This is a genomic window from Campylobacter concisus ATCC 51562 (assembly GCF_000466745.1).
In the GTDB taxonomy this organism is placed as follows: domain Bacteria; phylum Campylobacterota; class Campylobacteria; order Campylobacterales; family Campylobacteraceae; genus Campylobacter_A; species Campylobacter_A concisus_B.
In genome coordinates this window covers 548,425-564,009 of record NZ_ANNI01000003.1, presented here as the reverse complement: position 1 = coordinate 564,009, position 15,585 = coordinate 548,425, and the positions used below count along the sequence as shown (strand labels likewise).

Below are 15,585 nucleotides of genomic sequence, written 5' to 3'. Positions count from 1 at the left end.
CTTAGCCCCCACAAACTGGCGGTAATATAGAAATTTTATCGCCTGATTTAAGAGCAAAATTTATATCGCTTACGATCTCATCATTTACAGCCACAGCACAGATATTTAGCCATTTTTTAAGCTCTTCTTTCTCGCTTAAAGCTGCTTTTACTTCACCTAAATTTTTTGCTTCTACTTTTATATTTTCAAGCCCGATAGGCCCAAGAAATTCGATCTCTACCACATTTTATCCTTTGAAATTTTTGCTGATTTTACTTAAAAATAAATTTAGATATACTTATTTAAAAATTTAAAAAGCGAGCAAAAATGAATGAAATTTTAAAGAGTATAAAAACCCCAGCCTACGTCTGCGAAGAGGCAAAAGTACGTAAAAATTTAGAGCTTTTAAAATATGTCAAAGAGCAAAGCGGAGCTAAAATTTTAGTAGCACTTAAGGGCTTTGCATTTAGCGGAGTGATGGACATGGTTGGCTCTTATCTTGACGGTGCGACTTGTAGCGGACTTCACGAGGCAAAATTTGCAAGTGAATACGTAAAAGGCGAGATCCACACGTATAGCCCAGCCTTTAAAGATGAGGACTTTGATGAAATTTTAAAAATTTCAAAGCACATCACGTTTAACTCTTTTGCTCAGTGGCAAAAATTCAAGAGTATTGCCCTGAAAAACGGCATCATCTGTGGCCTGCGGGTTAATCCAGAGGTCTCACTAGCGCCAACTGATAGCTACAACCCATGCGGTAAATTTAGCAGGCTTGGCATCACAAGGGCAAATTTTAAGCCCGAGCTTCTTAATGGCATTAGTGGGCTTCATTTTCACGCACTTTGCGAGGAGAGTGCAAGCAGCTTGCAGATTGTACTGGAGGCATTTGAAGAGAAATTTGGCGAGTTTATCCCAAAGATGAAGTGGATAAATATGGGCGGCGGCCACCACATCACGAGGGCTGATTATGACGTAGAGCTACTTATAAATATCATCAAACGCTTCCGCGAGAAATATGGCGTAGAAGTCTATCTGGAGCCTGGTGAGGCTGTGGGCTGGCAGACTGGCTTTTTGATAAGTAGCGTGCTTGACATCGTGCATAACGAAAAAAACATAGCCATCCTTGACACCTCGGCCGAGGCTCACATGCCAGATACCGTGCTGATGCCGTATCGTCCAGCCGTTAGAGGCGAGAGTGAAAATGGCAAATTTGCTTATAGATTTGGCGGTAATACCTGCTTAGCAGGTGATATAGTAGGGCTTGAAGCGGGCGATGCGGAGTATAAATTTGATAGCGAGCTACAAATCGGCGATCAAGTCATTTTTGAAGATCAAATCCATTATACGATCGTGAAAAACACGACATTTAACGGCATAAAACTGCCTGATCTACTGCTTTTAAAAGAAAATGGCGAGGTTAAAATGATCCGCGAGCTAGACTATGAAGAGTATAGGCGTAGAAACTAATAGTTGGTCTTGTGGCTAGTTTCTGACTGCTAAATGCTAAAGCTTACTTGTATTTATGTCTATAAAATTTTTACAGAATCAGTATCCATAAAATTTGGCAAATTTATCTATCTTTGAGTTTTTTTGCCAGTTGTATTCGGTCTCGTTTGCGATCTTTTGGGCTAGCTCCTTGCCAAAATGATCACTAATAAAGCCAAGCGCCATATCCATGCCAGCAGCCACGCCTGAGGCTGTGTAAAATTTACCTGCCTTCACCCACCTAGCGCGCTCTTGCCACTTTACAGCTTCGCCGCAACTTTTTACCCACTCAAGCGATCTTTTATTTGAGGTAGCCTTTAGTCCGTCAAGCTCTCCAGTGCGAGCGATGAGAGCAGAACCCGTGCATACGCTTAGGCAAATTTGAGATGCCAAAACGCACTCTTTAAGTCTTGAGATAAACTCACTATCATCTACAAGTGCCCTCGTGCCCTGACCTCCAGGGAGTAGCAAAACGCTCTTTTTTGGTATCTTACTAAGCTTTTTGGTCTTTATAAAAAAGCCTTGCTTGCTTCTTTTCATCCCGCCATCAAACGAGACGTAGTTTATCTTCATTTCAGGCACCCTTGCTAAAAACTCCACTGGCCCCATGAGATCAAGCGTCTCGTACTCATCAAATATAAGGCAAAAAAGATGCATAGTGCGATCCTTTTTAACTAAAATTTGGATTTATTTTAGCTAAATTTTCAGATCAAAAAACTCTAAAAATTAACAAAACTTAAATGTTTTTTATAAAATTTTTAGTAATCTTTTTTGCTAAGGTTTGCTTGTGATTAGCTCTGATATAATAGCGACCAAAATAGCGTAGCTATGCGATTTAACGTATTTAACCAATACTTAAATTGTTTAAGCTCAAACTCATAAAGGACTACAATGACGAGAATTCTTACTCTGCTTTTTACATTATTTGTAACAGCAATGGCAACTCAAGGACCAACTGGCGTCAATCAATATAATAGTGCCATTTGGGCGGCTGAAAGGATAGAAAATATCAAGCCATACGAACAAGGTTTGGGGCCGATATTTACTTTTATCCAAGGTAATGACTACTTTGCAATAGCAGCACTTTCTATCATTTTGGCTGTTATTGGAGCATTTGCATTACACTTTTTAATCATTGGACCAAAACATTTTAGTCATGATGGTAAAAAGGTGTTTGCTTTTTCATTGATCATACGTATAGCTCATGGTTTGGCAGCGATCTCATGGATCATTTTAGTGCCAACTGGTATCATCATTATGTGGGGTGCAGAGCTTGGTGGTGGAACATTTGTGCGTTTCTGTAGATACTTGCACGATACGGCAACTGTGATCTTTGCTGTTTCTGTGCTTCCTATGTTATTTACCTGGACAAAGAGAATGCTTCCAGCAATTTATGATATCAGATGGATGATGATAGTTGGTGGCTATTTATCAAAGAAAAAGAGACCTGTTCCAGCTGGTAAATTTAATGCTGGTCAAAAAGCATGGTACTGGATCGCTATCCCTGGTGGTATCGTTATGATAATTACCGGCGCGATTATGTATTTTACGGACTTCAAAGAGCCAGCGGTTGCTTCTTGGTTTGGTCTTACACAAATTGATCTTCTAAGATACAGCGTAATTATCCATAACTGTCTTGGCATCGCATGTGCAGTGTTTTTCTTAGTTCATATTTATATGGCAGCTATTGCTATTCATGGTGCTATTTGGTCGATGATTACTGGATATAAAGAGGAAGAAGAAGTTTATGTTCTTCATCACTACTGGTACCAAGAGCTCGTTAGAGAGAATAAAATTCCAGTATCTGATTATGAAAAGTCTTATACAAATTTAAAATAATTAATTTCACTTTGACCTTGCTAGTAGCGAGGTCAAAGCTCTCTTTTATCTCAAATTTATACATTAAAATTTTTAAAATAATTAATATTTTTTTGGCTATAATCCAAACTAGTTTCAAGGTTTGAAATACTAATTGCAAAAGGAAAAATCATGACAACAATTGATTGTAGAAATTTAGAGTGTCCAAAACCAGTCATAATGACAAAAAATGCACTTGATGGCTTAAGTGAAGGTGAAAGCTTAGAAATTTTAGTAAATGCACTAGCCCCAAAAGAAAATATTTCAAGATTTTTAAAAAATCAAAATATAGAATTTAGCCTAGAAAGCAATGGCAACGAGACTAAAATTTTAGCTACAAAAGGTAAAAATGCGCTTGAGCTTACAAATTTTGATGAGTTTGTCTGCGACATAACACCAAAAAATAATAAAGTACTCTATCTAAATGAAGAGCGCGCGGGAAGTGGCGAAGTAGGAATAAATTTACTATCAAAATTCCTGGGAGCTTTTCTTCAAGTTGAGAAAAAACCAAAGATAATAATCTGCGTAAATAACGCTGTAAAGATGACTACAAACCGCTCACATCCAAGCTTTAAGCCGCTTAAAGATCTTGAAGCTGCTGGTGTTAAAATTTTAAGCTGTGGAAGCTGCTTGGAGGCTTATAAGCTAGTAAGTGATCTTGCGATTGGCGAAATTTCAAATGCTTATGAGATCATCGACATACTCTCAACTCACGAGCAAATAAAATTATGATCTATCACGACAAAAAGCTTACGCAGTTCGTTAGAGCCGCTGGTTGAGCTGCTAAGCTTGACCCGTCGGGTCTAAACAAAACGATTAGTAGTTTAAATTTATCTCATCCAAATCTGCTCTCAAGCACAAATTCTAACGAAGACGCGAGTGTCTTTAAAATTTCAAGTGATCTTGCACTTGTTCAAACGCTTGATTTTATAACGCCTGTAGTAAATGATCCATTTATTTACGGTCAAATCGCTGCTGCAAATAGCCTAAGTGATGTCTTTGCAATGGGTGGCGAGGTGATAAATGCCCTAAATATCGTGGGCTTTGATAGCTGCAACTTGGCACCTGAAATTTTAGGCGAAATTTTACGAGGTGGAGCCGATAAAGTAAAAGAGTGTGGTGGCATTATAGTTGGCGGGCATACGATCGAGACACAGCAGATGTATTATGGACTTAGCGTCACTGGAAGAGTACATCCTAATAAATTTTGGGCAAATAATACAGCCATAAAAGGCAATGTTTTAATACTTACAAAGCCCCTTGGAAGCGGCATTTTAAGCACAGCAATAAAGGCTGATTTATTAAGCATGGAGCAGATAAAAGAGGCTGCAACTATCATGGCACAGCTAAATTTTTATGCATTAAAGGCACTTGATGGCATCAAAGTTTACGGTGCTACTGATGTGACTGGATTTGGCTTTTTGGGGCATTTAAGCGAAATGCTAAATGAAAAGATCAGTTTTGAAATTTATGAAAAAAACGTGCCAATCATTGCAAGTGCAAAGGAATTTGCAGATATGGGCATAATTCCAGAGGGAAGCTATAAAAACCGCGAATTTGCAAAGCATTTTATAGACAAAGAAGCTGATATTTTGCTATTTGACGCACAAACTTCAGGTGGGCTTTTGCTCGCAGTTGGTGAAAAGGACGCGATGCTTGCAGTAAAACGCTTAAAAGAAGTAGGCTATGAAAGTTCAGCTATTGTTGGCTCCGCGGTGTCAAAGAGCGAGTTTGGTATATTTTTAAGATAAATTTTTAAAAATAGCATGCTATCTCATTGTGTTAGTGAAATCTTTTAATTTACTTAACCATTCTATAATTTCAAAAACTACAAAGGAGAGATGATGAATTATCTTGAAATTTTAAAATTTCGTCATGCTTGCAAGGTTTTTGACGAAAGCAAAAAAATCAGTGCTGGAGAGTTTGATTTTATACTAGAAGCTGGTAGATTAAGCCCTAGCTCAACTGGCCTTGAGCAGTGGGATATCTTAGTCGTTCAAAATAAAGAGCTTAGAGAAAAAATAAAAGCTCTTTCATGGAATCAAGCACAAATCACATCTTGCTCGCATTTAGTTGTCGTTTTAGCTAAGATCAAAGAGGTAAAATTTGGAAGCGCATACGTTAATAAAATGATCGCTAGAAATACCAATAAAGATCCTGAAGCCATTGCTGCAAGGCAAAAATTTTACCATGACTTTTTGCTAGCAAATTTTAAAAACGATGATGAGCTAACATTTCAGTGGTCACATGAACAATGCATGATAATCGCCACAAATATGATGAATGCAGCTGCGAGTTTGGGCATTGATAGTTGCCCGATAGAAGGCTTTGACAGACACGCTTTAAATGAACTTTTGGGGCTTGATGAGAGCTTTCAAAGATTGGCCATCATGGTGCCATTTGGCTACCGCCTAAATCCACAACCAAAAAAACTTTGCAGAGAAATTTCTGATATCGTTACTTGGATCTATTAAGATATTTGAGCCAAATTTTAAATAAATTTTTGGCTCAATTTTAAATAAATCAATAAATTCTAAATAAATACTTACCTTTATAAACCCAAATCAAGTAAAAATGGGATAAAATCAAAGCCAAAACCTAAACTAACGAGGTGTCTATCGTGCTTGAGAAACAAAAAACCAGCCTTCAAATAGTAAAAATGTTTTATACAAAGGCTATTTTACTTCTACTCTCATTTATATTTTTAGCATTATTTGTAGTTTGTGCCGGTACGAACGATATAAAGCATGATCTTAGCTCAACTAATTCGAATATAAAATCATCAATCTCAAATAGCTTTTTTATAATAAAAAACGATCTATTTTTAAAGTCAAAAATGGTTGAAGCAGGTCTTAGCGATATGCTATTTGATAAAAATTCAACAAAAAACGATCTTTATATAGCTTTTTATGTTTTTGATAAAAATAGAAATTTACTCTATTCAAAGAGATTTTTAGGTGCTGATGACATAGCTGAAAAGAATCTATCTCAGCTTAGTTTAAACGAGACAGATGCTGGAAAATTTACAGTATCGGATCGTGTCTACAGAAATAATCGTTTTAGAGACATTTATGCATCTTATGGACTAAAAAATGGAGGCAGCATTTTAGTTCAAATTGATATAAAATTTTTACAAAACTACACTAATGTAGATTACGATGAGAAAACCAAAACTTATGCTTATTTGGTGGATAAATATGGAAATTTATCAAGAGATGAGTTTTATAAAAAATTTGATGAATCGATGTTTTTGCCTTATGTGAGTCTTGGCGACGAGTTTAAAGAGGATAAAATAATATTTTCTTTAAGCCATATGGGCTTTTATCTTATAAGCTATATGCCAGAGTATAAAATTTTTGTTATTACCGCTTCAACGAAGCATTTTCATATCTTTATGCAGTTTGTGTTATTTTGGCTATCGATCTTTTGTTTTATATCTTCTTTAATTTTATGGGTTAGAGATGTAAAATTTGTAAAAAATAGAATAATGCCAGCTTTAAAAGAGGTAAGAGATACTTTAGATGGCGATGAATACGAGATAAAACGAAGCCTTAATGTAACAGAATTTGAAGATATAAAAAATGGAATAAACAAGCTAAAGATAGAAGCCAAAAAAGCAACTGATGGGCTAGAAGAATACAAAAGTAGATTTGGCTATATTTTTGAACAAAGCTTTTTGAAAATAGTAGTTTATGATGCTTATAGCGGCGATATTATTGATGCTAGTAATGCATTTTTATCTTCTGTTGGCTACACAAAAGATGAGATTATAGAGCTAAATTTAAATGATTTAATAGATGGCGATTTTGCATTGTTTATGCAAATGAAACAAGACACTCAAAATAGCGATATGAGTTTTAAAATCGAGCTAAAAACAAAAGATGGCGGCACTAAAGAGGGATTTTTACAAGAGTCACAGATTGAGCTAAGAGATTCTAGGCTAAATTTTATGCTTATACATGAGCTTGATGATGGAAAATTTACGAAAAAGGATAATGAAGCAATAAATGATTATTCGTTTTTATCGCCAAATGTAATAGCAGAAGCATTAAATAGCGATCCATTTTCTATCGTAAGAAGTACGCAAAATATCGATAGTGTCTTTAAAGTCCCGCAAGATAAGAAGCTTATAAATTTAAAAGATCTAATAAGCCCTGAAAGTTTAGATGAGTTTGCTGTAAATATTTCTAATGAATCTAAAAAATTCTTTGAAAAAGGTAGCAAAAATAGCGAGATAAATCTCGTAGCCAATATGCAAACAAATGAAAACAACAAAACGCCATTTAAGATAAAAGTAAAATTTATAGATAATGGTGCTGACAAAGAGCAAAAAATCATCTACTTTTTTAATGACCTAAGCGATATAGCAAAGTTGCAAGAAAAATATGATGCTGAATTAAAATATTTTCAAAGCATACTTTGGGCAAGTCAAGCGCTTGTCTTTTCATGGGATAAAAAAAGCGACACCCTTTATATCCCAAATGCTATCGCCAAGTCGCTCGGATATGCATTAAATGGAGATATGAGTATAAATTTTGAACGTGCAAAAACTATATTTGTAGATGAATTTGTAAGCTTTAAGGACTTTTTTGACCTTATAAAAAAAGGTGAAGTATATGATGGCGAAGTGCGTTTTTATAGGGCTGATAAAGAGATTATTTATGTAAGAATTAGAGCAAAAGCAGTAGCTTTTTATGATGGTGAAGTAAGCGTTATAAAGGGCACAATGCAAGATCTTAGTGTGCAAAATAGCTTTTTTTCTTATCAAGACCTTTTAGCAAAAATTTTCTCATACGCAAAAGAGCAAATTATTATGCTTGATGATGAGTTTAGGATCATAGATGCTAATGACGCTTTTTTCGATACACTTGATATTTCTAGAGATAAAAATTTTATAGAGAAAATTTACTCAAAAGATATAATTAATTTTAAAAACGGACTAAAAGATATTAAAGATGAAATTTTAAATTCACTTAAAATAACTGGCTTTTGGCAAGGTCTTATTCATGATGTTCGAAGCAAAAATAGACTCGAAGTTATAAGTATAAGTAAGCTTTTAAACGCGTTTGGCGATCAAGAGGGATATATATTGTTAGCTTCAAGCGCAAATGATGATTGCTACAATAAAGAGTATCTCGAATTTATCGCGTATCACGATACGCTGACTGGACTACCAAATAGATTTTTACTTTTTAATAAGCTAGAAAATCTGCTAAAACAAGCGAAAAAAAGCTTAAAAGTAGCAGCCTTTTATGTTGATTTTGATAACTTTAAATCGATAAATGACGGATACGGACATCAAGTAGGCGATAAAATCCTAATAGAAATTTCAAAAAAAATAGATGAAATTTTCCCAAAACAAGGAATATTTGCAAGAATAGGCGGAGACGAGTTTATAGGCGCTATGCCTTATGAAAATTTGGGAGAAATTTACGAAACTGCTGAAAATATCTTAAGAGTGGGCCAGAGTAAAATTTCTATTGATGATGATGAGAAAAAACTTAGCGTAAGTATTGGTATTAGCTTAAGTGGCGATGCACTTAGTGTTGATGATCTAATTGAAAGAGCCGATTGGGCTATGTATCAAGCAAAGCTTAATGGAAAAAATAAATATTATGTATTTAATTCGAAAAAAGATACATACTTTAAAAATGAATATAGAGATGACTCAAAGATCATTGAAGCTATCGATGCTGGCGAGATGTTCTTGCTTTATCAGCCTGAGATTGATATAAAAAGCGGGGAAGTTAGCAGCTTTGAGGCATTTATTAGATGGAAAAATGGCGATAAGATATTAAGGCCATCAGACTTCTTGCCACTTGCAAAAGGCTCAAAAGCAGTTGTTGCTATCGCATTATTTACACTAAAAGATGCTTTAAAAGCTAGGGCTGTATGGCTAAAAGAGGGAATAAATGCAAAAGTTAGAGTAAATTTATGCATTAAAAAGCTAATGACTTCTGAGTTTTTTGAGAAATTTAAAAAGCTTTTAAAAGATGAGCAACTAGACGCTAATGGACTAATCATAGACATCGTTGACTCCGCAAGTGGCGTAAATTTAGATGATGTTGTTAGATATATCGATGCTTATAAGGAACTAGGCGTTAGCTTTTCACTTGATGATTTTGCATCTTATTCAGGCTCGGTAGAAGCTTTAGGCATGTTAAAAACAAATAGATTTAATATAGATAAAAGATTTTGCAAACAAATTTTTGATTCAGTAGAAGCGCTAAAAACCATACGCATGATAAAGTATGTATCAGATACATTTAATTTTGATGTCATGATAAAAAATTTAGAAGATAAAAGCATGCTTGAAATTTTTGTTGGATTTGGCTTTAGTAGATTTCAAGGGCGGCTTTTTGCGCCAGAGCTTAGCCTGGATGATGTGCTCAAATTTAAATTCACTCTATCATCTCCGCTAAATGTAAGAAATTTTCAAGATGATGAGAACTACAATATGCTTTGCAAAATAGTAGGTGTAAAAGAGCTTATGATTCGTTTGATAAATTTGCTTAAATGCGATGAAAAAGTAAGCGAAAAATTAAAAATCGAAATAGCAAATCAAGTAGATGATATCAGAACAATAGATGAAAAATTAGCTGAAATTTTAGATACGATCCTTGTAAAAATAGACAAAGAGAACGTAATAAATTTAGCTAATGAGGCAATTTTATTATGCGATAATGATCTAAATTTGAGTGGAGCGAATAAATAATGAATGAAAATGCTTTAAATGTTTATGAGCACGAAATCCCAAATGGAAGCAAGCTATACTTTGCCAGTAGTGCAAAGCTAAAGAGGCAGATCGAGCAAAAAGCTAGTGAAATTTTAGAAAATGAAGGCTTTAGCGAGATCGTAACGCCATTTTTCTCATATCACCAGCATTTAAGTGTAGATGCTACAAATCTTTTGCGTTTTAGCGATAGTCTAAATCACGAAATAAGCCTAAGAGCTGATAGCACGGTAGATACTGTAAGGATCGTGCTTAGAAGGCTAAAAGCAAACGAATCAAAAAGATGGTTTTATATCCAGCCAGTCTTTCGCTATCCAAGCCAAGAAATTTATCAAATCGGAGCCGAGCTAATCGGTGAAAATGATGTTTTAAAAAGCATAAATATCGTAGCAAAGCTTCTTAATGAGCTAAAAATGGATACATTTTTGCAAGTGAGCAATATACAAATTCCAAGGGTAATTTGTGAAATTTTGAGTGTGCCTATTGAAATTTTTGAAAATGGGCAAATGGAGAAAATTTTATCTCAAAATGTTCCATGGCTAAGCGCTCTTGCTCTTCTAAAGTCAGTTGATGAATTGGATGAAGTGATTAAAATTTCTCCAAGCAAACTAAAAGAACCGCTTGAAAATTTGAGGAATTTAGCCAGTGCTTTAGAATATAAAAATTTAAGAATAGTTCCGCTATATTACTCGAAAATGAGATATTACGATAGTTTATTTTTTAGATTTTTAAGAAATAACAGCATAATAGCAAGTGGTGGCAGCTACGAAATAGACGGAAAAATAAATAGTGGTTTTGCTGTTTATACAGATGCATTGATAGAAGAAAAAATTAATTTAAGGAAGTAAGAATGAGAAAGGCTGATTTAGTAGTTGGAGTTCAATGGGGTGATGAGGGTAAAGGTAAGATAGTTGATATGCTAGGACTAAACTATGACATGATCTGTCGCTCACAAGGCGGCCACAATGCCGGCCATACGATCTGGGTTGATGGCGTTAGATACGCGCTTCACCTTGTTCCAAGTGGAATTTTGCATAAAAATATCATAAATATCATTGGCAATGGTGTTGTTGTTTGCCCAGAAGTATTAATCACTGAAATGGCACAGTTTGAAAATTTAGAGGGAAGGCTTTATATTAGCGATAAAGCACATTTAAATCTAAGCTACCATAGTCAAATCGATCAAGCAAAAGAGAAACTCAAAGGTGAAAAAGCAATCGGTACGACTGGAAAAGGTATCGGACCAACTTATGCTGATAAAATAAGTAGAAGTGGTCACAGAGTAGGCGAATTACTTGAACCAGAGCGTTTGTGTGATGCTTTGATGCATGATTTTGAGACAAATAAATGCGTATTTGACGCACTTGGTGTAAAAATTCCTAATGAGAGCGAATTGCTTGAAGAGCTAAAAAGATATAAAGAGGTTTTGGCTCCATTTATCGCAAACACTACAAATTTAGTTTGGAAAGCGCTAGATGAAGATAAAAAAGTCCTACTTGAAGGTGCTCAGGGCACGCTTTTAGATATCGACCATGGCACATATCCATACGTAACTAGCTCAAATACCATAAGTGCAGGTGCTTGCACAGGTCTTGGACTAAATCCAAAAGAAATAGGTGAAGTAATAGGCGTCATAAAGGCCTATACGACTCGTGTTGGCTTTGGTCCTTTCCCAACAGAAGATAAAGGTACGAGTGGCGATAAGATGTGTGATATCGGTAAGGAATTTGGCACAACAACAGGCCGCCGCAGACGTTGTGGCTGGTTTGATGCTGTGAGTGTAAAATATGCTTCAAGACTCGATGGTGTCGATACTTATGCGCTCATGAAGCTTGATGTACTTGATGGATTTGAGGTGGTAAAAATTTGCAAAGCTTATCAATATAATGGTGAAACTATCGATTATATGCCGACAGATCTTGAAAATGCAACTCCTATTTACGAGGAACTTGCAGGCTGGGATAGTGTAAAAGGTATAAGCAAATATGAAGATCTGCCAGCAAATGCAAGAGCTTATATCGAGAGAATAGAAGAGCTAACTGGCGTAAAGATCGGCTACATCTCAACAAGCCCTGAAAGAAGCGATACGATCATTAGATGAAAAGCAAATTTACCTCTATCGTCCGCGTAAAAAAACAAGAGATGGATAAGGTAGAGGCAAAGCTCGCCGTCGCCAGGCTTAATGTAAGAAATTTTGAAGAAAATTTAGTGCATTTAAGAGCAAGGCTTGAGGAGTTTTGCTTGCCAAAAAGTGGCAATATAGGCGAACTAAAGGAAAATTTAGAGTTTATAAAGATAGCAAGGCAAGAGTTAAATGCCTGCAAAGAGAGTCTTGAGATAGCTAAAAAAGAGGTTTCGCATTACGAACATAAATATAAAAATGCAAATTTAGAGTACGAAAAGATGAAATATCTAGAAAAAGAAGAGTTTAAAAAAGAGATAAAACGCATACAAAAGGCCGAAGCACTTGCGCTTGATGAGTTTGCAGTGATGAAATTTACAACTAAGAGCGAGTTGTAATGAGAGCGGTTTTATTATTTTTCATTGTTTTAAATTTTGCATTTTGTTTTGAAGTACCAGTTGACTGTACGCAAATTTTTGAAGCTAGAAAAGAAGAAATTTCAAAGGAACTTGAGATCATAGATGAACAGCGCCAAGCTTTAGAAGTATTTCGCGCAAGCTCGGCAGCAGCCTATGAAGAAAATAATAAAAAGCTTGCCAAAAAAGAAGCTGATCTAAATGCGACAATGAAAGTGATCGAGCAAAAACGCAAAGAGATCGATGAAGTGGTCGCCAAAAATGAGAAAATTTTAAAAGAACTTCGCACAATGACTAGTGATAAAGTCAATGAGTCGTATTCTAAGATGAAAGATGGCGCAGCAGCTGAAGTGCTCTCTAAAATGCCTAGATCAAACGCGGCCACCATACTTTATGCTCTTGATGCCAAAAAGATATCTACTATCATGGCAAAAATGGATCCAAAAGTAGCATCCGAGATCACCACTTTGCTTCAAAAAGGGCCACCATTTGCTGATGAAAAAGGCGATATGCCAACCCCAGCTGGTAGCATAAATATTCAGTAATAAATTTTTGCACAAGCAAGCAAAATTTTAAAAAATTTAGACACCAAAATATAAAGCTCTATGCTTATAAATTTTTAATTTTAAGCTCATCTACCTTTAGCTTGTATACTTTTGTGGTAGCTATTTTTTAACCAAACTTGCTATGACCCCAACTCCAAGGATGGCTAGAATGATAAAAAGGCTAATTTGTGCAGAAATTTCAAAACCGATATGAAAGATATGAGCAGTCGCATTTACAGCTAGCTTTGCTGCGATAAAAAATAAAAGCACGATCACAGAAATTTCTAGATATTTTAAAAAATTTTTGAGTACTTCAAGCACAAAATAAAGTGTTCTTAGACCAAGTATCGCAAATATCATCGCTGAATAAACAATCACAGGATCTTTGCTCACAGCAATGACAGCTGGAACGCTATCAAAAGCAAATATCACATCGCTTAGCTCAATCACGCAAAGGCACAAGAATAACGGTGTTACTATCCAAGTGGCTTTTAGTCTTAAAATTTGATCGTTAAGAGTAGTTTTTTGACTATCTGAAATTTGTTTAGAAATTTCGCTAAATTTAACAAAAAAACTATGTCCAAAAAGCTGTGGTAAAACCGGAAAGAAGCGATAAACTGCCCTATAAGCTATGTGGTTTGAATAATCTTTTATATCCTCATCGCACTTATCTTTTTTTATCATCATTACGGCACTATATGCGACTATTGCTGCAAATATTAGCTCCATCCAAGGAGAGATGGCAAAAAGCATTGTACCTACGGCTACAAAGATGAGCCTAAATATCATAGCTCCTATAACGCCAAAATAAAGCACTCTGTGGCGATAAATTTCAGGTATATTAAACCATGAAAAAATCGCCATCATCACAAAAAGATTATCTACCGAGAGCGACTTTTCTAGCGCATATCCTGCAAAATAAAGACTTGCTATTTCGCTGCCTCGCTCAAAATATAGATATATGCCAAAAAGTACCGAAACTCCTATCCAAAAGATAGACCAAATACCGGCTTGTTTTAGTGAAATTTTCTCATCATGTTTATGAGCAAAAAGATCTATTCCAAAGGCGAGTGATGCCATTAACAGAAAAACTATAATTGTTTGAATTTCTGACGTGTTCAACTTTTATCCTTAAAATTTTAGCAAGGCATCATCAAGACTTCTACTATCTCACCTTTTTTAAGAATTTCTTTATCCATTGGGATCATTAAAAGTGCAGCCTTGTTTGTTAAATTATTTACGATCGCTGAACTGCCAAGCTTTTTGCCATTTAGATTTACAAAATTTTTTCCTTCACGATTTTCTAAATTTACAGCCGTAAATTCTAAAAATGGCGAACGCTTTTTATAGTCTTCGTCTATTATCGCCGTGATCTTTGGCTCATCATTGCCTAGCCATAAATTTATCAAAACTCTAACATAAAGCACGCACATAACCATCGCTGAATACGGAAAACCAGGCAGTGCAAATATATATTTTTCGCCTGATTTTGCTATCTTGATATGGCGGCCTGGCTTAATGGCAGCTTTATCTATGATGACGCTAAAATTTTCTTTTAAAGTATCTTTTACAAAGTCATAATCTCCCATGCTAACGCCACCAGTTGTTATTAAGATATCAGCTGATTTTAGTGCATTTATGATAGCTTTTTTAACAAGCGTAGCCTCATCTTTTACGATCTCGCAAAGGATTGGCTCAGCTCCCATTTTACGTATTTGCATCGCTATACCTATGTGATTTGAGCTATGAATTTGTGCAGCATTTTCTAGTGGCTCGCCAAGATCTTTGATCTCGCTACCAGTTGCAATTATTGCTACTCTAGGACGGATGAAAACGCTTACGTGAAAGATGCCAAGCTCAGCAAGAAGTGCGATTTCTGCGTAACTAAGCTTGGTGCCTTTTTTTATTAAAATTTCTCCCTTTTTGTAGCTCTCACCCACCGCACGCACAGCAAAGCCCTTTGATACACCTTTTTTGATAGTGATCTTTGAGCCATTAACTTCGACATTTTCAACTGGCACAAGCGTATCTGAGCCCTCACTCATGAGCGATCCAGTAAATGTTTTAACGCATTTGTTCCCGCTTATTTTTATCTCCTTGTCGCTTCCCGCGGGAAGATCGGTAATGAGCTCAAGCTCGCTTAAGCTATCATCGTATGCAAATGCGTAGCCATCCATTGCTGAAACTGGCTTTGCTGGATAGTTTCTGTCCGCTATCACATCGTGTGCGATATTTCTATCAAGGGCGTCTGTGATAGCGATCTTTTCTACTTTATCCCAAATTTCAACTGTGTCTTTTAAAATCTTTAAACTATCCTCATAACTCATGATATCTCGCACTTTGTGTCCTTTTTTCGTAAAATTTTATTATTTTAGCTATTTGGCTCTTAAATTTTATACTTTCTTTATTTATGCTCTATTAAAATGCTATTTAAGAAATCAGTTTGAT

14 protein-coding genes are annotated in these 15,585 nt (G+C 35.6%); 10 read left to right on the top strand and 4 right to left on the bottom strand.

Annotated features, from left to right (window positions below; translation table 11 throughout):
- Position 1: 1 nt before the first annotated feature.
- The gene (locus ATCC51562_RS04185; protein ID WP_021091001.1) at positions 2-223 is read right to left on the bottom strand and encodes a MoaD/ThiS family protein; all 222 of its coding nucleotides are present in this window, start codon (positions 221-223) and stop codon (positions 2-4) included.
- A gap of 83 nt (positions 224-306) precedes the next feature.
- Between ATCC51562_RS04185 and nspC the strand changes: the two genes are divergently transcribed.
- The gene (nspC, locus tag ATCC51562_RS04180; protein ID WP_021090863.1) at positions 307-1,446 is read left to right on the top strand and encodes a carboxynorspermidine decarboxylase; all 1,140 of its coding nucleotides are present in this window, start codon (positions 307-309) and stop codon (positions 1,444-1,446) included.
- A 78-nt stretch (positions 1,447-1,524) separates the two neighbouring features.
- On the opposite strand, the gene ATCC51562_RS04175 is transcribed toward nspC, so the two are convergent.
- A complete protein-coding gene (locus tag ATCC51562_RS04175; RefSeq protein ID WP_021090866.1) occupies positions 1,525-2,121 on the bottom strand; it encodes a DJ-1/PfpI family protein in 597 nt (198 codons plus the stop codon).
- Between the two features lie 234 nt (positions 2,122-2,355).
- Between ATCC51562_RS04175 and ATCC51562_RS04170 the strand changes: the two genes are divergently transcribed.
- The 9 genes from ATCC51562_RS04170 to ATCC51562_RS04130 all read left to right on the top strand — a co-directional run bounded on the left by ATCC51562_RS04170 (position 2,356) and on the right by ATCC51562_RS04130 (position 13,137).
- The gene (locus tag ATCC51562_RS04170) at positions 2,356-3,303 is read left to right on the top strand and encodes a formate dehydrogenase subunit gamma (RefSeq protein WP_021090567.1); all 948 of its coding nucleotides are present in this window, start codon (positions 2,356-2,358) and stop codon (positions 3,301-3,303) included.
- A gap of 150 nt (positions 3,304-3,453) precedes the next feature.
- A complete protein-coding gene (yedF, locus tag ATCC51562_RS04165) occupies positions 3,454-4,053 on the top strand; it encodes a sulfurtransferase-like selenium metabolism protein YedF (RefSeq protein WP_021090823.1) in 600 nt (199 codons plus the stop codon).
- Complete coding sequence (gene selD / locus ATCC51562_RS04160) at positions 4,050-5,072, top strand: selenide, water dikinase SelD (RefSeq protein ID WP_414531035.1); 1,023 nt, start codon at positions 4,050-4,052, stop codon at positions 5,070-5,072. Before yedF ends, selD begins: the two co-directional genes overlap by 4 nt.
- Positions 5,073-5,165: 93 nt before the next feature.
- Positions 5,166-5,795 carry an NAD(P)H-dependent oxidoreductase gene (locus ATCC51562_RS04155; RefSeq protein ID WP_021091048.1) on the top strand — a complete coding sequence of 210 codons (630 nt, stop codon included), beginning with the start codon at positions 5,166-5,168 and terminating at the stop codon, positions 5,793-5,795.
- Positions 5,796-5,941: 146 nt separating this feature from the next.
- Positions 5,942-10,036: a diguanylate cyclase domain-containing protein gene (locus ATCC51562_RS04150; RefSeq protein ID WP_021090616.1), complete on the top strand. Its 4,095-nt coding sequence runs from the start codon at positions 5,942-5,944 to the stop codon at positions 10,034-10,036.
- Entirely contained in the window at positions 10,036-10,902 is an 867-nt protein-coding gene (locus ATCC51562_RS04145) for an ATP phosphoribosyltransferase regulatory subunit (protein WP_021090725.1), read from the top strand. Before ATCC51562_RS04150 ends, ATCC51562_RS04145 begins: the two co-directional genes overlap by 1 nt.
- 2 nt (positions 10,903-10,904) lie before the next feature.
- Positions 10,905-12,155 (top strand): adenylosuccinate synthase, encoded by a 1,251-nt coding sequence (locus ATCC51562_RS04140; RefSeq protein WP_021091062.1) that lies wholly within the window; start codon positions 10,905-10,907, stop codon positions 12,153-12,155.
- Positions 12,152-12,574, top strand: coding sequence for a flagellar export protein FliJ (locus tag ATCC51562_RS04135; protein ID WP_021090542.1), 423 nt, complete (start codon positions 12,152-12,154; stop codon positions 12,572-12,574). Before ATCC51562_RS04140 ends, ATCC51562_RS04135 begins: the two co-directional genes overlap by 4 nt.
- On the top strand, positions 12,574-13,137 hold the full coding sequence (locus ATCC51562_RS04130; RefSeq protein ID WP_021090673.1) for a MotE family protein: 564 nt from the start codon (positions 12,574-12,576) through the stop codon (positions 13,135-13,137). Before ATCC51562_RS04135 ends, ATCC51562_RS04130 begins: the two co-directional genes overlap by 1 nt.
- A gap of 120 nt (positions 13,138-13,257) precedes the next feature.
- On the opposite strand, the gene ATCC51562_RS04125 is transcribed toward ATCC51562_RS04130, so the two are convergent.
- Both ATCC51562_RS04125 and ATCC51562_RS04120 read right to left on the bottom strand, forming a co-directional pair.
- Positions 13,258-14,259: a TerC/Alx family metal homeostasis membrane protein gene (locus ATCC51562_RS04125; protein ID WP_035167273.1), complete on the bottom strand. Its 1,002-nt coding sequence runs from the start codon at positions 14,257-14,259 to the stop codon at positions 13,258-13,260.
- Positions 14,260-14,276: 17 nt separating this feature from the next.
- Positions 14,277-15,464, bottom strand: coding sequence for a molybdopterin molybdotransferase MoeA (locus ATCC51562_RS04120; RefSeq protein WP_021090496.1), 1,188 nt, complete (start codon positions 15,462-15,464; stop codon positions 14,277-14,279).
- Positions 15,465-15,585 lie beyond the last annotated feature (121 nt).